This window comes from Pseudoalteromonas sp. OF7H-1, from assembly GCF_022347825.1.
GTDB classification, from domain to species: Bacteria; Pseudomonadota; Gammaproteobacteria; order Enterobacterales; family Alteromonadaceae; genus Pseudoalteromonas; species Pseudoalteromonas maricaloris.
The window spans coordinates 101,285-123,742 of sequence record NZ_JAKRFX010000001.1 but is presented as its reverse complement, the minus strand read 5'-3'; the positions used below and the strand labels follow the sequence as shown (position 1 = coordinate 123,742).

Sequence of the window (22,458 nt, the reverse complement as noted above, 5' to 3'; positions counted from 1 at the left end):
AAAAATTTCCTTTTATCCTTCTACAGTTACCTATAATCTAGATATACTCAATACTATCTCTCTACAACTTAGGCACGCACCATGAACGAGCAGTTTAAAGTCGTCTTCGTTGGCATGGCCGACGGTAAGGATCAACAAAGCGCCGCTATCGCAATGGCAGACAGGTTGAAAACCTCACCTTCAAAGATCCAGCAATTTTACGCTGGCAAAAACTTGTTTGCTCCTGCAGATAAAGCCAAAGCGCTAAAACAGGTAAAATTACTTGCAAGCGCGGGGATCAATGCCAAGCTGCAAAGCCAAACAGCCGCGACCCCTACCAACGCAGATCAAGAGCGCGTATTTGAAGCGCTGGATTACATCACAAGCAGTCTAATACGCATCGAAGAACGATTAGAGGAGCTCGAGCAACGCGTAGCACCAACTCCCCATACTAAAATAGAAGATACAACAGACGAAGAATGGGAGACGAAGGAGCTATTTGATGAACTCGACTTTGAGCCTAGCCCTCCGGCTAAATCTAAGACTTGGCTATATTATCTGCTCGCTGTATTAATTATTTTATTTATTCTGCTTGGTGTAAGTTTGTTTTTCCCTGAGTGGCTCGCGTTAGAATGAATAAAACTAATAACAACATAAATAAATCTCAAGTTACTCGTGCTAATTTGAGAAAAACGATTAGAAATGCAAGAAACTCGCTATCAGCAGAGCAACAGAAAACAGCTGCGGCGCATCTCAATATTAATTTTTTTCAACAAATAAACCTCCCAGAAAATGCCAATGTAGGGGTCTATATTCAAAACGATGGCGAACTAGATACATCCCTTTTAATTCAATCGCTTTGGGACAAAAAACACCAGGTTTTCTTACCCGTAATCCACCCCTTCAATCCTGCAAATTTACTCTTCCAGAAGTATGAAAAAAACTCACCCATGAAGGCAAATCGCTATGCTATCTTGGAACCTAAGTTAGATTGTTCAGCTGTGGCACCGCTTGCATCATTGGATTTACTGTTGATGCCTCTGGTTGCTTTTGATGAGCAAGGTAATCGCCTCGGTATGGGCGGTGGGTACTACGATAGAACATTAGCGTTACACTACGCTGAGCAGCGAGCTAAACCAGCACTTGTTGGCCTTGCTCATGATTGCCAGCAAGTTCCAAGCTTACCAACAGCAGCTTGGGATGTACCGCTCCCAACTATCCTCACTCCAACCCAACTATACACTTGGCCAAAAAATAATTGAGCAGGCAAACAGTTAAGCGCATTTTGAGGCGCTTTTGACCATGACGCTGACACTTTGATTGAGTTATACTCCATACAACTTCAATGACAACTAAGTGTAGCGTTATGACTCAAGATGAAATGAAAAAAGCCGCAGCATGGGCAGCTTTGAACTATGTAGAAGAAAACACCATTGTTGGGGTTGGCACAGGCTCGACGGTAAACCACTTTATTGATGCGCTTGGCAGTATCAAGGATCAAATCAAAGGGGCAGTATCAAGCTCTGAAGCTTCAACAGAGAAGCTAAAAGCACTTGGTATTGAAGTTTTCGAGTTAAACGATGTGTCAGAGCTTGCGGTATATGTTGATGGCGCAGATGAAATCAACAGCACCAACGAAATGATAAAAGGCGGTGGCGCAGCACTGACGCGCGAGAAAATCGTTGCAGCCGTTGCCAAGAAATTTGTTTGTATCGTTGATAATACAAAGCATGTTGAGACGCTAGGCGCATTTCCACTACCAGTTGAAGTGATCCCAATGGCGCGTAGTTACGTGGCAAGAGAGTTACTAAAATTAGGTGGCGATCCAGTTTACCGCCAAGGCGTTATCACTGATAACGGCAATGTCATTCTTGATGTGCATGGCCTAGAAATTAGCGCAGCAAAAGCGCTTGAAGAAAAAATTAACCAGATTGTTGGCGTCGTGACTAATGGCTTATTTGCCATGCGTGGCGCTGACGTTGTAATAACAGGCACTCCAGAAGGGCCTAAAATCAACTAGTGAGATTACAGATGAGCAAGGTTTCGTTATCAAAGGATAAAATTCGAATTTTGTTGTTAGAAGGCGTGCATCAAAGCGCCGTTGAGACGCTAAAGCGCAACGGTTATAGCAACATAGACTACGTTAAAACATCCTTACCGGAGCCTGAGCTGATCGAGCGGATCAAAGACGCTCACTTTGTCGGGATCCGCTCGCGTACCCACCTTACGGAAGCAGTATTAGACCAAGCTGAAAAGCTGGTCGCTGTTGGCTGTTTCTGCATCGGCACCAACCAAGTGGATTTGGATGCCGCTAAAAAACGTGGTATCGCCGTATTCAACGCGCCATTTTCTAACACTCGCTCTGTGGCTGAACTTGTACTGGGTGAAATTCTCTTGTTACTGCGCCGTGTTCCTGAGCGCAACGCAAAGGCGCATCGCGGTGAGTGGGATAAATCTGCCGACGGTTCATACGAAGCTCGTGGTAAAACGCTAGGTATTATTGGTTATGGTCACATTGGCACCCAGCTTGGCATTATGGCTGAGAATATCGGGATGAACGTCGAGTTTTATGACATCGAAGATAAGCTCACGCTCGGCAACGCAACGCAGTTACACACGCTTACGCAATTGTTACAAAGAGCGGACGTGGTCAGTTTGCATGTACCGGAGACATCACAGACCAAAAACCTTATCGGCATGGCTGAAATTGAAGTGATGAAGCAAGGCGCAATCCTAATTAACGCATCACGTGGAACGGTTGTTGATATCGACGCCTTAGCTGAAGCATTGGCGGCCAAGAAGCTTTCCGGCGCTGCTATTGATGTATTCCCCGTTGAGCCAAAATCTAATCATGAAGAATTCGTCTCACCACTACGCGAGTTTGACAATGTGCTGCTAACACCACACGTCGGTGGTTCTACCCAAGAAGCACAAGAAAATATCGGTGTGGAAGTCGCGGGTAAGTTGGCGAAATATTCAGATAATGGTTCAACAGTCACGGCTGTTAACTTCCCTGAGGTTTCTCTACCTGAATTATCAAACCGAAGTCGTTTATTACACGTACACGTAAACCGCCCAGGCGTACTAACGCAAATCAACCAAGCGTTCGCTCAGCACGGTATCAATATTGCGGCGCAATACCTACAAACGGATGAATCTATTGGTTACGTGGTTATCGACGTCGATAGCGACCACTCTGAAGTGGCGTTGAAAGAGTTAAGTGCAGTTGAAGGAACTATTAGAGCACGTATTCTTCACTAAGAATAATCACACATAAAAAAACCAGTCACTGTGAAGCGACTGGTTTTTTTGTATCAATCTGGCTTACGCCATGAAATCAACACCTTCTTTGATGTCTTTTTCAAGTGTCGCTAGCATGTCGTCTTTTGCTTTTTGCTCAAACGCGCTTAGCTCACCGTAAGGAAGTAACTTCTCTACACCGTTTTTACCAAGGATAACTGGCTGTGCAAAGAATGTTGCATCGCCTGTGTTACCTTCAACGTATGCGTACTCAAGTACTTCTTCACCTTGTAGACCTTTCACTAGCGAGAAGCAGAAACGTGCTGCTGCTGCACCCATTGAAAGTGTAGCTGAACCGCCACCCGCTTTAGCTTCAACCACTTCAGTACCCGCGTTTTGGATACGAGTCGTTAGTGCAGCAACTTCTTCATCAGTGAACTCAACACCTTCAACTTGAGAAAGTAGAGGTAGAATTGTAGTACCTGAGTGACCACCAATTACTGGGATCTTAACTTCAGCAACGTCTAGACCTTTAAGCTCTGCGATGAAGGTTTCAGCGCGGATAACGTCAAGCGTTGTTACACCGAATACGCGAGCTGGATCATAAGTACCTGCTTTTTTGAACACTTCAGCAACGATTGGTACCGTGCCATTTACTGGGTTTGTGATGATACCAACAAGTGCTTTAGGGCAGCTTCTAACGATACCTTCAGCAAGTGTCTTGATGATACCTGCGTTAACGTTGAATAGGTCAGCACGGTCCATACCAGGCTTACGAGGCATACCAGCTGGGATAAGCACTACGTCAGCACCAGCAAGAGCTGGGTCTAGGTCGTCTTTACCATAACCCGCTACTTTTACCGCAGTTGGGATGTGAGATAAGTCAACTGCAACACCAGGTACAACAGGTGCAACGTCATAAAGCGCTAACTCAGAGCCAGCTGGAAGACCATTTTTAAGCAATAAAGATAGAGCTTGACCGATACCGCCAGCGGCACCTAATACAGCAACTTTCATTTGAATTCTCCATAATTTGAAGGTGGAATTGAGTGTGCAGTAAAGATAATGAAAAGCGCTGTTAAACACAAATTAATCACGGTTATTTTCGAGATTTTTTGACTAATGTCTTAAATAAAAGTGTAAAGATCGCGACACTTTGTACACTTATGCTTTACGACTGCCATTTTGGTCGCGCAAATTTGGGAATCTCGGCGGTTTTGTGTAGAATTTAAAGATTAGCCGTAAAAGAAGACAGACTATGCAGCCGCAAGAAAAACAAGAAGCACTGATCAAAGCATTTAAAGCCATTTTAAAAGAAGAAAACTTTGGCTCTCAAGGTGAAATTGTTGATGCTCTAAAACAACAAGGGTTTGACAACGTCAGTCAGAGCAAAGTGTCGCGCATGCTGAGCAAGTTTGGTGCTGTGCGTACACGTAATGCTAAGCAAGAAATGGTTTACTGCTTACCCGCTGAAATGAGCGTGCCAACAGCAAAAAGCCCTTTGCGTCAGTTAGTCGTTGATATTATGCACAACGAAATGATGATTATTATTCGAACCAGTCCCGGTGCTGCACAGTTAATTGCGAGGCTACTTGACTCATTAGGTACCGCAGATGGCGTATTAGGTACCATCGCTGGCGATGACACGATTTTTATTGCCCCTGCCAAAGTATCTGAAATCGACGTTACTTTAGATAAAGTAAAAACCCTGTTCGATAACGTTTAGTCTATTATTTTTATCGGTGCTAACTCACAGGTTAGCACATACTCTGATACTCTAGCTTCTACGAACACGCTTCCCCACTATCACGATAAACAGAATAAATTGCTTATCTTTACAGCAAAAAACGTTTGACATAATATGTCTAATTGTGGCAACTTTAGAAACGCATGTGAGGTTTTCTCACTACGCATGGATGGTTTTTAAGCTGATTGATTAGCTTCTCGGATTTGTTTCCTACAGTGTCTCCGTCTTACCGGACACGAACGCTATTCGCTTCACTCAATCATCTCACATTCTATGATGCGGAACTCACCGCTTGATAAACACAAAGACACCTTGCGGCGCTGAGTGGACAATTCACTGACTTAACCGCTTAAAAGGAAATACAAGGAACTAGGATCAGCAATGGAATTTTTAAATACTGCATTTACGTTTCCCACTGTTATTTTTTCAACACTATTACTGATAGTGCTGTTGTTCTGGTTAATTGCTTTACTCGGTTTTGCTGATATCGATATCTTAGAAGGCGATGTTGATATTGAAGCCGAAGGCGCAAGCTCTGGTTCTTTTTGGGAAGTCGCTTTTGGCGGCGTCCCTGTGAGTATTTCATTGAGTTTAATCATCGCGCTGGGCTGGATTATCAGTATTTATGTGCAACAGTTTTTTGCTTACCTACTAGGCAATGGCATTTTTTACTACCTGATGGGCACGGTATTTATGCTTGCCAGCCTCATTGCAGCATTACCACTCACAGCCGTCATTGTAAGGCCATTACGACGCTTTTTCGAAAGCCAAGAAACCACTTCTAAGCAAGCGCTGGTTGGGCTCGAATGCGTTATTGCAACATCAAGGGTTAGCAACACGTTCGGTCAAGCCAGAGTATTTATTCAAGGAACGGAGCAACTTATCGAAGTCCGCTCGGATGAAGATAACACTTTCACACTAGGAGACAGTGCTTTACTTATCGAACATGACACCCTTACACATAGCTACACGATTGTGGCTAAACCTTGGTAATAGTACGAAAAATAACGGAATTTAGGAACGAGTTGGCATAGCTAATACCAACTCAAACAACATAGCGCAACGCAGGAAAAAACATGGAATTTCTAAACAACCTCGGACCGGTGCTCGCAATCGTGGGCATATCCATCGTCATTATTTTTGCCATTCTACTTCTGATTGGAAAGTTCTACCGCAAGGTTGAACAAGGTCAGGCATTAATCATCAATAAGATGAAAAACGAGCCAGATGTCACGACAACGGGCGGCATTGTGCTACCTGTGATCCATAAAATGGAAGTCATGGATATTTCAACTAACCGCATGGTATTGGAGCGTCGTGAAAATAGCGGCCTGATCTGTAAAGACAATATCCGTGCTGACATCGCCATCACTTTTTACATTCGCGTAAACGAAAATAAAGAAGACATCCTACGCGTTGCGAAACAAGTTGGCTGTGCCCGCGCATCGGCACCAGAAACCTTGCAAGCATTATTTGAGGCAAAATTCTCCGAAGCCTTGAAAACCGTTGGTAAGCGCATGAATTTTGAGGAACTATTTACACATCGTAATGAGTTCCGAGATTCTATTAAAGAAGTGATTGGACAAGATTTATCTGGCTATACGTTAGAAGATGTGGCAATTGACTATCTTGAACAAACTTCAATCGACAAGTTAGATCCAAATAACATTCTTGACGCTGAAGGTATTCGCCGTATTACCGAAAAGACCTCACGCCAAAACGTGGAAACTAACCAGCTTAAATGTGATGAAAAAGCGCAAATCGACAACCAAAACCAAGCAGCCTTTGAAAAAGCCGCAGAAGTCGAGCGTCAACGAGAAGATGCCAGCGCGAGACAACGCCGTGAAATCGAGTCGGTGCGCGCCCGCGAAGCCGCAGAAGCTGAACGTGTTAAGCATGAAGAGCGCTTAAAAGCCGAAGAAGCACGTCTCAAAGCGGACGAAGCGATCGCAATTGCAGAGCACAATAAACAGCGTGAAATCGATGTTGCAGAACAAAATCGCCTTCGCTTACTCGGCATTGAAGAAGAAAAAGTCACACGCTCTCGCCAGATTGAAATTATCGAACGTGAGCGTGAAACCGAAATTTTACGTATCCAAAAAGCCAAAGCGCTGGAAGTCGAGCAAAAAGAAATCGCCGATGTCCAACGCGAACGGGTTGCCGTTGAGAAAACCGTTGCCGAGGAACAAGAGCGCATCAAAGACGTGCAATGTATTGCTGAAGCCGAGCGTGAAAAACAAGCAAAAATTATTCTTGCTCAAGCTGAGGCCGAAGAAGCGTTGGTTAAAGATATTGAAGCGGCTAAAGCTAAAGAGCAAGCTGCCGAATTTAAAGCCCGTGAAATGGAAAAAATGGCCGCAGCAGAACTACGTATTGCGAACCAAACCGCAGAGTCGAAGAAAATTCTTGCCGAGGCTGCCCAAGTTGAAGCGGCAGCACCTGGTCTTGCAGAAGCAGATATCATCAAGGCAAAAGCCGCTGCTAGTGCGATACAAGGCGAAACAGACGCTAAAGTGCTACAGCAAAAACTAGAAGCCGAAGCACAAGGTAAACGTGATATTGGCCGCGCCGAAGCCGAAGTACAAGCAGCAATGGCAGAGGCAACCAAGAAGCAAAGTGAAGCCGAAGCGCAAGGCAAACGTGAAATTGGTTTGGCAGAAGCTGAGGTTCAATCAGCAATGGCTGAGGCAATTGAAAAACAAGGTGAAGCAGAAGCTATCAACCTTGAACGTAAGATGTCAGCAGAAGCCAAAGGTCTTACAGAGAAGCTAGAAGCACTGAATAAGATGGATAAAGACGCCCGTGAATACGAAGGCTTCACGCTACAGTTAAACCAACAAAAAGAGCTGACGCTTGCGAGTATCGAGGCGAACAAGCAGGTTTCTGCGAGTCAGGCTGAAGTATTAGGTAAAGCACTGAGCGGTGCTGATATCAACTTTATGGGCGGCGACGGCCAGTTCTTTAACCAGTTTATGAATGCCATCACAGTGGGCAAGTCAATTGACGGCTTAGTCGGCGAAAGTAAGACGGTACAAACCGTATTTAAAGATCACCTAAACGGTGAACGTAATTTGATGGACGACCTAAAAGGGGTGTTGGCTGGTGCTAATGCGTCGTCAGAAACGCTAAAAAACATCAACATGAGTAAGTTCTTCCAACAGCTAAGCAATAGCTCAGATGCGGACAAACAGCAGCTACTCAAGTTACTTGGCGGCTCGTTAAATGGCAGTAAACAAAGCGAACCTCTAGAGTAATTAACCCTGAGGAGTCAATCTTCTTGGCTCCTCTCCCCCATTTGCGACAGCGCACATAGGAAAGCATAGAATGACGGAAGCAACACAACAAGCGCCAGAGCGAACGCTCGAACAAGACTCTTATCAACTGATTAAACGCCGGCTTAGTAACTTTGGCAGTGAACTGAAAAGTCAGATAGATAAACTCAACCAACAGCGTGTTGACACTTTTGGCAGCACTGAGCTTAAAGTGAAAGGTCGAGCAAGAGTTCGTACTGAGCATAACTGCGTACCGCGCGACATCGTGCTGATCGGCGACAAGCTTATCTTTGCTTATAATGTCTTTATGGGGCTTAAACAAAATACCCAAGTCAGTGATGTATTCACCGTACAAAAGCTACACTTGCAAGAAGACCATTACGAAATAGAACCTTACCCGCAAGAAACCAAATTTCTCACTGACCAACGTTTCTTACGGGACTTTGACGAACTATACACGTATTACAAAGACACCCGTCTACAACACCTATTTGTTAAATCAAACAAGCTTTTTGCACTATTTCAGATTGGCGAAAAGCTCTCCGATGTTCGTGTATTCCGCTGGCAAGTCGCCAAAGACGAAACCTTAGATTACATTGATAACCGAGGAGAGCGTGACCTAGGTGAGGTGGAAAACTTTGACTTTGAGTGGCAAAAAACCGATCGCGCCGATCACGTCGAAGGCCGTCACCCACATATTAATGTAAACGACAAAGTGTTTATTGAAGTGTCGGGTGGCAAACTCACCGTAAAAATAGAAAACAATACCCAAAGCGGTGAAGGTATTTATCAAGAAGCCGTTGATGACGCCAGTCAATCACTCGCAGATTGCGATTTACGTTTTGCCGAAGTTGGCGAAATGGTGTTGGTAAAGTTACTTCCCTACCGTGAAAAACAGTGGCGTTATTTTATTTATAATTGCCGCACCCAGCAGGTATTGCGCCAAGATGCTTTGGGTGGTGCCTGTGTTCAATTACCTGAGAACCAAGGGATTATTTTTCCTGGTGGCTATTATTTACAATCAGGGCAAACACGCTATTTTGACGACCAACTGGACGATTTAATATTCCATCGCCAGATAAAATCACCCAATGGTGAAGATGTACTGTATATCTTCTACGAACCAAACGAGGGTCGTTACGCACTTTTCTCTTACAATATTATTGAGAAAAACCTGCAAAATCCCATTTATTGTCATGGCTATGGAATCTATGACGATGGCTTAACGCTAACCTTTAAAGCAGAGCCTGAGCCTGAGCGCGTGCACCCTATTCAGATCTGGCAAAGCCCATTTTGTGGCAGCGAGTTTGCCGCACAAGCCCCTCGCGCAACCGGCTTATTTGGCCGAATTGGCAACCCGGATTTAGTACGCGCTATTTCTGATTTATACAGTGTGTTCAAAGCCATTAACGAACAAAGCCCCACAGTCTTTCATTATGAAGATTTAATTGCCCTCACCCGCAGTATCCTAGACCGCTATCATTGGCTTGCCGAAGCGGACTTTGCAGATGTCACAGCAAAACTACATGAAATTTTTGAAACCTCGGAGCAGGTACTAGACGAATTTGAAAAGGTAAGCCAAATTGAGGCCGACGCTCGGCGCGCAGAAGCCGAAATAGAGCAAGCCATGCAAGATGTGCTTCGCGAGGTGAGACCAGATAGCTTTAAAACAGCGGAGCAGTTTGTCCAGAGCTTAGAATCTCTCAAACGCTTAAAAGGCAAAGTGATAAGCCTTGAAGAAGTGAAGTATATCAATCTTGACGCGCTATCTGTCATGCAGCAGCAGATTGATGAGCAAACCCTGAGCTTAAGCCATAAAACCGCGGAGTTTTTGCAGCAAGATAGTGCTTTGGCGCCATACTACGAGCAGCTAGACTCCTTAGAGCAAGCCAGAGCACAAACAGAGAGTGTCACCGAGCTTAACGGCTTTTTGGCGACCTTGGAAACCTTGAGCGCTGAACTTGATCTGCTCAACCATACCATGCTGGATCTCGACATTGACGATAGCCGCGTACGCACTAAAATTTTGGAAGATGTCAGCGCCATTTACGGTCAACTAAACCGCGCCAAAGCAGCGTTAGAAATCCAGAAAAAGAGCGTGGGCAGTGTTGAAGCAAAAGCCGAATTCGCGGCTCGCTTTAAGCTTTTCAGCCAAAGTATTACCAGCGGTCTAAGCGCGGCCAAAACCCCAGAGCAATGTGACGACCAGCTCTCTCGCTTACTTATTCAATTAGAAGAGCTCGAGTCTCAATTTAGTCAGTATGATGAGTTTTTAACGGAGATCTTGGCTAAACGTGATGACGTTTATGAAAGCTTTGAAGCGCACAAACAGCAGCTCATTGACGAAAGACAGCGCCGCGCGCTGAGCCTAGCAAACGCTGCCGAGCGTATTTTACAGGGGGTGAATCGACGGTCGCAAAGTTTTAAAACCTTAGACGACATCAATAGCTATTTTGCCTCCGACCCTATGATTGGCAAGCTTCGCGATTTAACGCAAGAGCTAAAAAGCCTAAGCGATGAAGTGAAGGCGGATGATATTCAAGCCAAACTCAAGGCCTGCAAAGATCAAGCAATCCGCGCTTTGCGAGACAAGCAAGATATTTACATTGATGGTGGCAATACCGTTAAAGTCGGCAAACATGCGTTTAGTTTCAATAAACAAATCCTTGATTTGACTTTGCTGCCTCGTGGTGAACAACTGATGTTACACCTCACTGGCACTGAGTATTTTGATACCATCCCTGACGCCAAGGTCAATCAACAACTCAATGACGCAAGCACGTACTGGCAGCAAAACCTGATCTCAGAAAATCGTCACTTGTATCGAGGTGAGTACCTTGCGGCTCAAGTATTAGCAGCTGCGGAGCAAGATGGCAACGACTTTAGTCAAGCGGATTTAGAACTTGCCGTTGATGAGGGAAGTTTACTGTCTATCGTACAAAAATTTGCAGAACCCAGATATCAAGAAGGCTATGAAAAAGGCATTCATGATCAAGATGCCAGCCTGATCTTAGCTAATTTGCTAAAACAAAAACGACAGCTTGAGTTACTCGTCTACCCTGCCAGCTGTCGAATTGCGGCACAGCTATTTTATACTCAACAAAGTAAGGCTGAGCTAGCTGAATTGGCGTTTCAGGCCACACAAGCAGAGCTGATGGCAACGAAGTTAGATGACCATAGCTTTAGCCAACAGCTAAGCAAAGAATTAAGTGAAAAAATCACGGCATTTTGCCAACAAAATTTATCGAGCTATTTAACAGAACTCAACCGCTTTTCAGGCGAGTTAAGCGCAACTTACTTAATTAAAGCCCTTGCCAAGCAAGTTAAGCCGAGACAATTTGACTTAGCTTCACCTGCAAAACACACCAGCGAGCAGTTTATCTCGATGGCAAAGGCCAAAGGCGTTTGGCAACAGCTTGAAGACTCATTAACACATTTGACTAAACTTGCGGACAAATGCCGCCTGTTAAGCAGCTGGCTGCGCGCCTATGGCAGCAAACAAAATGAAAATGCTGAGACCTTGCTTGAGGCCGCTAACTGCATTTTGCTTTCCACCCAGTTAGATATCACCTACCAAGTCAAAGAAGCCGAAATAAAAACGGAAATTTCAGGTTTAATGGGCCAACACCCACGTATCGAGAACCAAGTACTACACCTAGATTACGCAGACTTTTTTGCCCGTAGTAACGAGTATCTCACGATTCATGTTCCGGCCTACAAACAGTACCAACAATTAAAAGCACAAGTGCTTGAGGCACAAAAGCAGCGCTTGCAATTAGATGAGTTTAAACCCAGACCACTAAGCTCATTTGTACGTAACCAGCTGATTGACAAAGTCTACTTCCCTATTATTGGCGATAACTTAGCAAAACAAATAGGGGCAGCAGGAAACAATAAACGCACCGACTTAATGGGCATGTTGCTGCTTATCTCTCCACCGGGCTATGGTAAAACCACGCTAATAGAGTATGTGGCCAACCGCTTAGGACTCACCTTTGTTAAGGTCAACTGTCCATCCATTGGTCACGACCAAGTTTCTTTGGATCCAGCTCAAGCCATCAACGCGACCGCCGCAAAAGAAATTGAGAAGATCAACCAAAGCTTTGAGATGGGCAATAATGTGATGCTGTACCTTGACGATATTCAGCACACCAACCCCGAATTTTTACAAAAGTTCATCTCTTTATGTGACGGTTCAAGACGCATAGACGGGGTGTGGAATGGCCGCAGCAAAACCTATGATCTGAGAGGCAAAAAATTTGCCGTTGTGATGGCAGGAAACCCCTACACCGAGTCCGGTGAATCCTTTAAGATCCCAGATATGCTTGCCAACCGTGCGGATATTTACAACCTCGGTGACACTCTCAGTGGCTGCGAACAAGAATTTGCCATGAGCTTTATTGAAAATACGCTCACTTCCAATGCAGTGCTTGGGCCCCTTGCCAATCGTGGTATGGAAGACTTATACAGGCTAGTGCGCATTGCCGACGGAGAAAGCATCTCCATCAATGAATTGGAATTTAATTACTCTCAAGCGCAAGTGAATGAAATTGTCAGCGTACTGAAAAAGCTGCTCACCATTCGCAACACCGTGCTCAAAGTAAATGCCCAATACATTGCCTCAGCAGCGCAAGATGATAACTATCGAACCGAGCCGCCGTTTAAGCTACAAGGCAGTTACCGTAACATGAATAAGATGGCTGAAAAGGTGGTTGCTGCCATGAATGACAGTGAACTTGAAAATCTAATTCAAGATCACTATCGCGGAGAAGCACAAACACTTAGCAAAGGCAGCGAAGAAAACTTACTGAAACTGGCTGAATTACGCGGTACCTTAACGGCTGAAGAAGCAACGCGCTGGCATGACATCAAGGCCGAATATGCCCGCCTGCACCGCAATAGCGATGAGGGAAGCCCAGCGCAGCTGGCAGTTGAACAACTAAGCTTTGTCAATAAATCCCTTTCGCAAATCGCCGCTAAACTCGATAAAGAGCAGCTTAGCTTTGACTACAGTGCGCTGTTGCAACAATTGGCTCAAGTGCTTAACGAGCAAGAGTTTGCCACGCAGTTAACTGAGCTACGTGAGGCCTTAACGCAGCAACCTTACGCTACACCGCTAAAGCAATTGATAGCTTCACAGCAACAAGTCGCAGAGGAAATTGCGGGGCTGCAAAACACTATCAAACACACAGCGAACAATGAGCAGCTACTCACTAACCTTGGCAAACTCAATGACTTGCTCAGCACCCAAGCGCAAATACAACAAGCATTAGGTCAACAAGGTCAGCAGCAAAATACGCTATTTGAAAACCTGTCTGAGCGCTTAGAAGCGGTGGCACAACCGCATATTCAAGTCGACAATCACATTGATGATAGCAGTGCAAAAGCGCTTGAAGCCGTCACCACTTTGCTGACAAATACCTTGGCAAACTCAAGTGCTGAACAAGTCCAGCAGCAACAGCTAAAAGACATTTTACACAAGCTAGAGGATATTCAATCAAGACCTGTAGTTAGTAACGGATCACCTGCGAAAAATCCGTATATGTTGTAACGGCAACAAACGCTTGCGAAACAAGTCAAAGCCCATGCATGGATGGGCTTTGGAGATGTAAAGTGGCAGATAACTTACTCTGGCATTTTTGCCATCACCGCCAAAAACTCTAGTGAGGGTGCAAAAAACGCGGAACCCATATCGGCACTGGAATAATCCAATATGGGGTCGTATTCATCCCCTTCACCCAATCGGCTTCTAAGTACCTGCTCAAAAGCATCGCCCTTGGCACTGCAACTTAGCGACAAGCTTCCTTGTTCAAATACATCACCAAATGGCATGCTTTGGTTAAGCAGTAGCGCATTACCATTTAGGTCTTTCAATTCGGTTAATGCCGCATGATTACAGGGGTCGCAATCTTCAATTAGGTCATTGTCTAGACGTGTACGCCCCATCAATTGCTCTTGCTCAGAGAGCGGCAACGCCTGCCAGCGCAGTAAATCAAACTTCACCCGCTGTACGTGAATATAACTACCAAGGTGGTCGGCTGCATTCGGGTTGTGCACAAGTGCAACTTCCCGTTTGTTGCGCCCTCTAGGGGTGTCTGCGCCATAAATAAAGCCATTAAAATCACGACCATCTAAGAAACGAAATGCGCGTACATGTGCCACCATTTCGACTAGGCCATTTAGCATATGTAGCACACTTTGAGCAAAGATATGATTAACGTCTTCTCGGTCGGAGCGGATCACGTAAAGCAAGTCAAAAGGCTGAGTATGCACTGTGTGCTCAGCCTCAACAATATGTGGAAAGCTTTTCAGCTCTTGAGGAATAAACTCAGGATAAATGTGCGGCCAGTATTGCGCACCTACCGCGACAAAGCTCGACAGCATAGATTCAGAGAATCTATCTTCTAACTCCTCTTGCAAGCGTCCACAATTGGCGAGCGTCGCTCTTAGCGCCTCGTCTTGCCCTTCAAGCACATTGAAGAACAAGTGTAAGCCGTGCAAATTGGCTTCAGCACACACACCTGATTGGGCAAGCGCCATGCTCTACTCCCTGCGTTTATTCATTTGCTATTAAGAAAAGAAATTTACAGCATGTGCTTTAATTTTTAAAGAGATTGGTTGATTTAAGTCGAGCGGTTCATGCGCTGGATGCGGTATTTCGAGCTCTTGTCCCTCTAATGCAACACGGTAAATGTACTCTGTTCCCATAAAGCGCTGATTGAGTATTTTAACGCAGCCAAGCTCGGCGTTTTCTAACGTGATGTGCTGCGGTCTCACATACATTTCGCCCTTCGCGTCGATATTACCGAGCTCAACGAGTGATTTTACGGCACCAAATTGGGTTTCTACCGAAGCGCCATTCACTCGCTGTGCAGGAATATAAATTCCCTGACCCAAAAACTCGGCAACCATTTTGCTCTTTGGTCGTTGGAATAGCGTTCTCGGCTCGCCCACTTGTGCGATCTTCCCTTTATCCATAATTGCCAACCGATCGGCAAAAGCAAAAGCTTCTTCTTTCGAGTGACTAACAAAAATCGCGGAAACTTGCTGGTCTTTGATTATACGGCGAATATCGTTAATTAACTGAAACCGCACTTGGGCATCTATATTTGAAAACGGCTCATCAAGCAGCAACAGATTTGGCTTGTACGCCAGTGCTCGCGCAATTGCGACACGTTGTTGCTGGCCACCTGAAAGCTCGTGTGGAAAGCGGTCGCTATAGTCTTGCAGCTGCACCAAATGGAGCATTTCAGCCACTCGGTCTTGACGTTCACGCTTGCTTTTCGAGGTTAAACCAAACGCGACATTTTTCGCCACAGTGAGGTGTGGGAATAGCGCATAGTCTTGAAACATCATGCCAATATTGCGTTTTTGTGGAGGTACGAAAGTGCCATTACCATTCATGGCTTTGCCTAAAATACTCACCGCGCCTTGAAATGGTTCAATCAAGCCCGCTATCGCCTTCAGCGTGGTAGTTTTACCGCAGCCACTGGCACCAAGCAAACAAACAATCTCGTTTTGTTCTACGGTCAGATTTAGGCTATCCACAACGGCTTCACCGTCATAGCGATAAGAGAGATTTTCAAGCACTAAACTATGCATTAACTTCGCTGCTCCATAGAACGGTTTACAACATAAAGCGGAATTAAACCAACCAACACAATAAATAACGCAGAGACAGAAGCCAGCTCCAGCTGCTCATCGCTCACATATTGGAAAACGTGTGTTGCCAGTGTTTCATAATTAAAGGGTCGTAATAACAATGCCGCTGGAAGTTCTTTCATACACTCAATAAAAACCAGCAGCGCTGCGGTTAAAATGCCGCGACGCAGCAATGGCAAATGTATTGATAACATGGTTTTGAAACGATTGCGACCCAACGAAAAACTCGCCATATCTAGACTTGGGCTGATCCGCTGATAACTCGATTCGACCGCGCCTTGCGCAATTGCATAAAATCGTACTACGTAAGCAAAAACCAATGCAAAAATCGTCCCACTGAACAGCAAGCCTGGCTCAAATGAAGTACCTTCAAGCCAAGTATTTAGCTTGTCGTCTAATAAAGTGAGTGGAATAAGTACTGCAATTGCCAGTACGGTGCCCGGTAGCGCATATCCGGTACTTGCAAGCTTGCCCGGAAGCGTGACGCGTTTACCACTGCTAACTCGCTGGTTAAACACCACCAGCATGCTCATGATAATTAATACCACGCTCACCCAAAACGCTATTTTTAAACTTTGCCACGCATACAAGAAAAAGTCGTCATTCCAAGCTTGTTCAAAATAGTCGATGGCGTAATCTGCAAGCACCCATGTAGGCACGATAAAAGCCGCAATAAGAATAAGCCAACAAAAAGCGCTAGCGAGCCAAGCCTGCGCGCCTTTTAGATGATAAAGCGTGGTACTGTTAACACTCGATTGGCGCTCATGCACTACCTGAGTTGGGCGGCTCACTCGCTCCAGTGTTAGGGCTAAAAATAAAAACAGAAGCATAATGCCTGAAATTTTAGCCGCAGCAGTCAGTGAATAATAACCCAACCAAGTATCGTAAACGGCGGTGGTTAGTGTACTCACGGCAAAATAATGTACGGTTGCAAAATCTGCCATGCTTTCCATGGCGATCAGTGCCAGCCCAGCCACAATCGCCCCTCGCGACAAAGGTAAACTTACCTTAAAGAAGCTCTGTGAAGGCGACTTGCCCATTAATTGGCTGGCTTGCACCAGCTTAAACGACTGCTCTCTTAGCGCCGTTCTAAAAATCAAAAACAAATAAGGATAAAGCACCAGTGCAATCATCACGATAGCACCTGACAAAGTGCGAATATCAAAGAACCAATAATCATCTGGAGATTGCCAACCAAACCACTCTCGCAGCGCTATTTGTACAGGCCCGGCATAATCCAACAAATCGGTATACACGTAAGCAATCAAATAGGTTGGCATCGCTAGGGGTAGCATCAACGACCACTCGAAAAAGCGCCGTCCAGGAAATTCACAATACGCGGTTAGCCAGCCAAGTGGTAGCGCGATCAAAGCGCAAAGGATAGATACACCCACAATCAGCAAAATCGTATTGCGGACATAATCCCACAAAACGGTATCCCAAAGATGAGCAAAGACTTCGGAGTCAGGTTGTAGCGACTCAAAGATTAAAAATATCAGCGGGACTGATAGGCTAAGCCCTATCAGCCACGCGAAACTCTGCCATTTAGACAGTGAAAATGATAATTGCATTAAAGGTCAAATTTTACCTCATCGATTAGCTTAAGCGCTAACGGACGGTATTTACTGATCTCTGACAATGGTAGGCTGTCTTCCTTAAACTCACCCCAAGATGCCACAAGTTTCGATAACTCGACGCCAGGTTTAACCGGGTATTCCATATTCATCGACGCATACATATTTTGCGCCTTATTGTCGGTCATAAACTCAATGAGTTTCAAGGCATTTTCAGTATTTTTAGCGTGCTTGGTCAAGACAACACCAGAAACGTTAATGTGTGAACCACGATCTTGTTGATTTGGGAAGTTAATATACACCGCTTCAGCCCAAGCTTTTTGTTTCTCATCTTCCATCATCTTACCGAAGTAATAGCTGTTTCCGATGGCCAAATCACACAGTCCTTCCTTTACTGCTTTGACTTGTGCACGGTCGTTACCTTGAGGCTTACGAGCTAAGTTTTTCTTCACGCCTTCAAGCCATTCTTTGGTTTTTGCTTCACCATGATGGGCAATCATAGACGCCACTAAACCAAGGTTATAGGGATGTTTACCTGAGCGCGTACATATTTTACCTCGGTATTGTTCATCCGCTAGTGCTTCATACGTAAGCGCATCTAACTTGCCGACACGGTCTTTTGCGGAATATACATTGCGCACACGCTTAGTAAGCGCAACCCACTGACCTTCAGGATCTCTGAAGTTCGCTGGGATATTATTAGTGACGGTTTCGCTGTTAATTGCTTGTGTTAGGTTTTCGTCTTCAAGTTGAATTAGCGCACTGAAGTTTGAAGTGAGTACAAGATCAGCACGGCTATGCTTGCCTTCACGCTTAACACGCTCGATTAAGCCTTTTTTTGCAAAAACCACATTGGTCTTGATACCGGTTTGCTTGGTGAAGTCATCCAAAATAGGTTGGATCAGAAAAGGTTGTCTAAACGAGTAGATATTAACTTCCTCTGCAGCCATTGCTGGTAGGCAAGTAAGCGTTGCCAGTATAGTAACAAGTGCTTTTTTCATAAAGACTCCATTAGGTAAACAATAATTATTATCAACTAATTCTACCTGTAATTGTGCCGTTTTACACCCTGAATATTTGAAACTACGCTCAAGATAAAATTAGCGTTGTAGAAAACGGGAGAATTACCTGTGAGATATATCTCACTTAGCTACCAGAAATTGAGTAAAGACGTGTTGAAATAACACTCGGAATTAAAGTAACCAATTAAAAAATATAAAGTTATTTATTATTACTAGAAAAAGACGAAAAAAAGATTGAATTTCACTGCTCCCGATTTTTTTTAGTCTGCTTATACTTAACAACATCTCAGGAAGAGAGATAAAGGATACACAGGATACGCTCAGGGCAGGACTTGCTAATGGATAAGCACCCACTTAAAGGAAATAGGGAAAAGCGAGCGAGATTGTATGTCACATGGTGTGATTACATTAAAGGACAGGGATTTAAGATTCATGATGAATCTAAGGATTGCTTCAGGGGAGAGGCTAAACGTTGAGGGATAACGTTACTGCATTGGATATGCAGGTGGTTAAGGATGAGGAAGGAAGGTACATCGGATGTACTGGTAAAATGTGGCTTAGGAGATGCCAATTGTTGCAATTAACAGCGCAACACCTAGCTTGAAGCAACACGTTCAGGCTACCAAGTGCCAAGGTAAAACAAGGTGATGATTGGCACTGCTATTTTGGAAAGTAGCAAATAGGGACAATTAGAACAAGGGCTTGTTCTTAGCAAGTGGATGGCAATGGATAAGACAGCGGACGTGTAAAAGGAAAATGGACACAGGGCTAGATGCCTTTATTCGCAAAACGAGAACACCAAGCGATGCCATGGAAGAGGAAAGATTCAGGACGTTGAACTACTCAACTTTGCAGGATGCATTTAGAAGATTCCGTAAGCGCGACTCAGCAATGGGTCGCGCGCTTCTTATTTTGTTCCTATCTATCGCGTGAGATTGCGTTTGTGTTGTCGAGATGTTTGTATTGTCGAGATAAATCTCGACCTACCAACATCTTGCTTGCTGTGCTGCGTAAACAATGGTTTTTTGTCGAGATAAATCTCGACCTACCAGCATCTTGCTTGCCGTATTTCGTAAACAATTCAGCTTTTTGTCGAAATAAATTTCGACCTACCGGCATCTTGCTTGCCGTATTTCGTAAACAACTCAGTTTTTTGTCGAAATAAATTTCAACCTACCATCATCTTGTTGGCCGTACAGCGTAAACAATTCAGCTTTTTGTCGAGATAAATTTCGACCTACCAACATCTTGCTCGCTGTACCGCGTGAACAATACTGTTTTTGTCGAGGTACACCTCGACCTACAGTTAAGGCTAAGCCTACAGTTTGCTGCGCTTACCTTTTAAGTAGGCATCTCTGAAATCGATAAAATGCGCGGTTAATTTATCTGCCGCATCCTGCTCGCCGCATTCGGCAAACAATACACACGCAACTTCTGCCGTACCAAGCTGATGTTCATGCGGCGCGACTCGTAGCTTGTAATCCGAGAGCTTTTCAGGGGCGATGGATAATACAGGTAAATTATCTAGGTAGGGGCTCTTTCTGAACATTTTCTTAGCTTCACGCCATGTGCCATCCAAAAAGATAAATAGTGGTGTTTTATTTTCAGTGCGGGCCACCTTAGTAATTACCCGTTCAGGCTCCACGCCCTGCTCTGGGAAAACAACTATTGGTGCATACTGCTCATCCGAAAGAAGCGCTAATAACGCAGCGTCAGGCTCAGTTCTGTCCCAACGAAAGGCATGATTATCTGGGATCACATCGGCAATCAAGCGTCCGGTGTTAGAGGGCTTAAAGCTTTCATTATGATACATAAGCAAACACACAGCACAGTCTGCTTTGGCCACTTCGACTTTATCACAAATACATAGAGTCGTGGCTAATAAGCAGCATTCACAACGCGCAAGCTTTGATCCCCTTGCCTTATATTCGCGTTGAGCCGCAGCGATTTGACGCTGTCTAAGCGCTAGTACTGAATTATTCACTCTGTTCCCCATCTAAAAATGCCGGCGTATTTTAGTAAAGCGCTCGGCTGGCGTCTACGCAAACTTATGCAACATCTTTACTCATGACATAAGCTTTTGTACTCTAAAGTTTTATTGGGTTTCATTAGGAGTAAAAAATGCAAGTAAAGGATTCTGCAAGGCTGAGTTATCGCCTACTCACCCCACAAGATGCACAGCTGCTCGCCGATCTTGATAGCGACCCTGAAGTAATGAAATACATCACAGGCGGTCAGACTAACTCACTTGAAGAAGTAAAAGCCGTATATATTCCACGTTTAACCGAGTATACGGACGAGATCAAAGGTTGGGGGCTTTGGGGCTGTTTCGAGCTGCCAAACAAGGCATTTATTGGTTGGATTTTGGTTCGCCCTGCTAACTTCTTTTCAGAACAAAGAAACGATCAGGATTTAGAACTCGGTTGGCGTTTTAAACAAGCTTCTTGGGGCAAAGGGTTTGCAACAGAGGCCGCACAACATCTTATTCCAGACCTAATAGCAGCAAATCCTACCTTGACGCACTTGAGCGCTATCGCTGAAGAAGAGAACCTTGGCTCCATCAATATTATGAAAAAACTTGGGATGAGTTATGTGAAAAAAGGGCTTCACAAAGATATTTTAGGAGATATGGAAGTCGTTTATTATCATAAAGTTCTTAATTAACCGAACAAAAGCGCAACCACTTAACACCACGGTTGCGCATGCTCACTACTATTAAATGCCTTTGCGACGCAGTGGTTCAGCATACATGCTCAACACCAATTGCTTCAGCTCTTCCGGTACAGACTCTAGTTTAGAGATAAAGTCCTCTTTATCTTCTGGACTAACTTGCGCATCATCGCCTGCTGCTAGGTGATTGGTTGAATGCAGATAGTATAAATCTAAAATCTGTTTATCAATGACATTCGCCAGCTCATCTGGGTTTTCAACATCCGCAGTGATAGGGTCGCCAAATGCGATATGCACATGGCCTTTATCTGAACTAAAGCCCTCGACAATGCTGGCAATGTCTTCACCTTGTGCTTTCACATATTGGCCAAACTGCTTTTTATGGTATAGCTCTTTAGCCTTAGCAACCGCGCATGGCTCATATTGATAGGAGATGGCAACGGGCACTATTCTGAGCTGCTTTACATAATCTGAAAAATCTAGCTTCTGTTTGCGACCATTGAGCTGTAGCATTTTTAACAGTGCCGGATCGGTTTGATCCACCCCATCCTTTGCACGCCCCTCTTTTTGCGCAATCCAAATGGAGTTACCTTCACTTAATGAATCAGAAATATAGGCTGAAAGCTGGGTTAATGCTTTTAGCATTTCTTTCGGCGCCTTTGCCGAACGTTTTACAATAAAACTCTTATTAAGACGCATAAGCTCAGTGATATAAGGTACTTGCAGTAAGTTATCACCAATAGCGATACGTACCGTACGCATATCTTGCTGATGCAAACCCCAGTTAACAAGTGCAGGGTCTAATACGATGTCACGGTGGTTTGAAATAAATAAATACGAGGTATTCGAGTCTAATGTTTCAAGGCCAGAATAAGTTACTTTAGACGTCGTTTTATTGATTAAAATTTGCAGATAGTACGCCACTTCATCTTGTACTTGTTCAATCGTACAAAAATCTCCCCACTTCTTTTTTAGTTTCATTCTTACTAGTGGGCGTGCAATTGCTGGCCAAGCATTCAACCAAGCTGGCAGGTTATATTTGGCGATCACATCAATAAATTGATCATCACCTAGTAGACGTGCCAATGCTGGCACTACTTCATCATCATTATACGGTCTAATGTCAGCGTATTTATCCACTCTACTTCTCAAATTGTCGGATTAACGAATACTGGAACGCATTCTATCGTGTCAAATAAACAGACGCTAAGCATTTCATGTCTGACCACCAAGGCAATATACCAAGTTGGAACAATACATGCTTAAGCGTCATGCAATTGTAATACGGTAAA

The 22,458-nt window shown here is 44.5% G+C and carries 16 protein-coding genes; 9 read left to right on the top strand and 7 right to left on the bottom strand.

Going from position 1 to position 22,458, the window contains the following annotated elements:
• Positions 1-81 precede the first annotated feature (81 nt).
• The 4 genes from MHN30_RS00545 to serA all read left to right on the top strand — a co-directional run bounded on the left by MHN30_RS00545 (position 82) and on the right by serA (position 3,240).
• Positions 82-615: a hypothetical protein gene (locus MHN30_RS00545; RefSeq protein WP_045987695.1), complete on the top strand. Its 534-nt coding sequence runs from the start codon at positions 82-84 to the stop codon at positions 613-615.
• The gene (locus MHN30_RS00540) at positions 612-1,241 is read left to right on the top strand and encodes a 5-formyltetrahydrofolate cyclo-ligase (protein WP_069023020.1); all 630 of its coding nucleotides are present in this window, start codon (positions 612-614) and stop codon (positions 1,239-1,241) included. Before MHN30_RS00545 ends, MHN30_RS00540 begins: the two co-directional genes overlap by 4 nt.
• 104 nt (positions 1,242-1,345) lie before the next feature.
• Positions 1,346-1,999, top strand: coding sequence for a ribose-5-phosphate isomerase RpiA (gene rpiA, locus MHN30_RS00535; protein ID WP_130163537.1), 654 nt, complete (start codon positions 1,346-1,348; stop codon positions 1,997-1,999).
• An 11-nt stretch (positions 2,000-2,010) separates the two neighbouring features.
• Positions 2,011-3,240, top strand: a complete 1,230-nt coding sequence (gene serA / locus MHN30_RS00530; RefSeq protein ID WP_130163536.1) for a phosphoglycerate dehydrogenase — start codon at positions 2,011-2,013, stop codon at positions 3,238-3,240.
• Between the two features lie 63 nt (positions 3,241-3,303).
• On the opposite strand, the gene mdh is transcribed toward serA, so the two are convergent.
• Positions 3,304-4,236 (bottom strand): malate dehydrogenase, encoded by a 933-nt coding sequence (gene mdh, locus MHN30_RS00525; protein WP_010372282.1) that lies wholly within the window; start codon positions 4,234-4,236, stop codon positions 3,304-3,306.
• 241 nt (positions 4,237-4,477) lie between these two features.
• On the opposite strand from mdh, the gene argR reads away from it, so the two are divergent.
• From argR to MHN30_RS00505, 4 genes are all read left to right on the top strand, one after another.
• Positions 4,478-4,945, top strand: coding sequence for a transcriptional regulator ArgR (gene argR / locus MHN30_RS00520; protein WP_010372285.1), 468 nt, complete (start codon positions 4,478-4,480; stop codon positions 4,943-4,945).
• 402 nt (positions 4,946-5,347) lie between these two features.
• The gene (locus MHN30_RS00515; protein WP_039493778.1) at positions 5,348-5,959 is read left to right on the top strand and encodes an OB-fold-containig protein; all 612 of its coding nucleotides are present in this window, start codon (positions 5,348-5,350) and stop codon (positions 5,957-5,959) included.
• A gap of 83 nt (positions 5,960-6,042) precedes the next feature.
• Complete coding sequence (locus tag MHN30_RS00510; RefSeq protein ID WP_017216416.1) at positions 6,043-8,220, top strand: SPFH domain-containing protein; 2,178 nt, start codon at positions 6,043-6,045, stop codon at positions 8,218-8,220.
• Between the two features lie 70 nt (positions 8,221-8,290).
• Positions 8,291-13,789, top strand: a complete 5,499-nt coding sequence (locus MHN30_RS00505; RefSeq protein ID WP_239356939.1) for a DNA repair ATPase — start codon at positions 8,291-8,293, stop codon at positions 13,787-13,789.
• A gap of 74 nt (positions 13,790-13,863) precedes the next feature.
• On the opposite strand, the gene MHN30_RS00500 is transcribed toward MHN30_RS00505, so the two are convergent.
• From MHN30_RS00500 to MHN30_RS00480, 5 genes are all read right to left on the bottom strand, one after another.
• Positions 13,864-14,778, bottom strand: a complete 915-nt coding sequence (locus tag MHN30_RS00500; protein ID WP_130163534.1) for a Dyp-type peroxidase — start codon at positions 14,776-14,778, stop codon at positions 13,864-13,866.
• Between the two features lie 30 nt (positions 14,779-14,808).
• Positions 14,809-15,840 carry an ABC transporter ATP-binding protein gene (locus tag MHN30_RS00495; RefSeq protein ID WP_130163533.1) on the bottom strand — a complete coding sequence of 344 codons (1,032 nt, stop codon included), beginning with the start codon at positions 15,838-15,840 and terminating at the stop codon, positions 14,809-14,811.
• Complete coding sequence (locus MHN30_RS00490) at positions 15,840-17,471, bottom strand: iron ABC transporter permease (RefSeq protein ID WP_130163532.1); 1,632 nt, start codon at positions 17,469-17,471, stop codon at positions 15,840-15,842. The genes MHN30_RS00495 and MHN30_RS00490 overlap by 1 nt, the downstream gene beginning before the upstream one ends.
• Positions 17,471-18,424 carry a Fe(3+) ABC transporter substrate-binding protein gene (locus tag MHN30_RS00485; protein ID WP_239357698.1) on the bottom strand — a complete coding sequence of 318 codons (954 nt, stop codon included), beginning with the start codon at positions 18,422-18,424 and terminating at the stop codon, positions 17,471-17,473. Before MHN30_RS00485 ends, MHN30_RS00490 begins: the two co-directional genes overlap by 1 nt.
• 1,390 nt (positions 18,425-19,814) lie before the next feature.
• Positions 19,815-20,480 (bottom strand): DTW domain-containing protein, encoded by a 666-nt coding sequence (locus MHN30_RS00480; protein ID WP_069023039.1) that lies wholly within the window; start codon positions 20,478-20,480, stop codon positions 19,815-19,817.
• Positions 20,481-20,617: 137 nt separating this feature from the next.
• Between MHN30_RS00480 and MHN30_RS00475 the strand changes: the two genes are divergently transcribed.
• A complete protein-coding gene (locus tag MHN30_RS00475) occupies positions 20,618-21,160 on the top strand; it encodes a GNAT family N-acetyltransferase (protein WP_130163530.1) in 543 nt (180 codons plus the stop codon).
• 51 nt (positions 21,161-21,211) lie between these two features.
• Here MHN30_RS00475 and MHN30_RS00470 read toward each other — a convergent pair whose 3' ends face one another.
• The gene (locus MHN30_RS00470; protein ID WP_039493796.1) at positions 21,212-22,306 is read right to left on the bottom strand and encodes a 1-acyl-sn-glycerol-3-phosphate acyltransferase; all 1,095 of its coding nucleotides are present in this window, start codon (positions 22,304-22,306) and stop codon (positions 21,212-21,214) included.
• Positions 22,307-22,458 lie beyond the last annotated feature (152 nt).

Bases quoted from the DNA above. Each gene is read 5' to 3' on its own strand.
- MHN30_RS00545 (WP_045987695.1), top strand. From the start codon at position 82: ATGAACGAGCAGTTTAAAGTCGTCTTCGTTGGCATGGCCGACGGTAAG.
- MHN30_RS00540 (WP_069023020.1), top strand. From the start codon at position 612: ATGAATAAAACTAATAACAACATAAATAAATCTCAAGTTACTCGTGCT.
- rpiA (WP_130163537.1), top strand. From the start codon at position 1,346: ATGACTCAAGATGAAATGAAAAAAGCCGCAGCATGGGCAGCTTTGAAC.
- serA (WP_130163536.1), top strand. From the start codon at position 2,011: ATGAGCAAGGTTTCGTTATCAAAGGATAAAATTCGAATTTTGTTGTTA.
- mdh (WP_010372282.1), bottom strand. From the start codon at position 4,236: ATGAAAGTTGCTGTATTAGGTGCCGCTGGCGGTATCGGTCAAGCTCTA.
- argR (WP_010372285.1), top strand. From the start codon at position 4,478: ATGCAGCCGCAAGAAAAACAAGAAGCACTGATCAAAGCATTTAAAGCC.
- MHN30_RS00515 (WP_039493778.1), top strand. From the start codon at position 5,348: ATGGAATTTTTAAATACTGCATTTACGTTTCCCACTGTTATTTTTTCA.
- MHN30_RS00510 (WP_017216416.1), top strand. From the start codon at position 6,043: ATGGAATTTCTAAACAACCTCGGACCGGTGCTCGCAATCGTGGGCATA.
- MHN30_RS00505 (WP_239356939.1), top strand. From the start codon at position 8,291: ATGACGGAAGCAACACAACAAGCGCCAGAGCGAACGCTCGAACAAGAC.
- MHN30_RS00500 (WP_130163534.1), bottom strand. From the start codon at position 14,778: ATGGCGCTTGCCCAATCAGGTGTGTGTGCTGAAGCCAATTTGCACGGC.
- MHN30_RS00495 (WP_130163533.1), bottom strand. From the start codon at position 15,840: ATGCATAGTTTAGTGCTTGAAAATCTCTCTTATCGCTATGACGGTGAA.
- MHN30_RS00490 (WP_130163532.1), bottom strand. From the start codon at position 17,471: ATGCAATTATCATTTTCACTGTCTAAATGGCAGAGTTTCGCGTGGCTG.
- MHN30_RS00485 (WP_239357698.1), bottom strand. From the start codon at position 18,424: ATGGCTGCAGAGGAAGTTAATATCTACTCGTTTAGACAACCTTTTCTG.
- MHN30_RS00475 (WP_130163530.1), top strand. From the start codon at position 20,618: ATGCAAGTAAAGGATTCTGCAAGGCTGAGTTATCGCCTACTCACCCCA.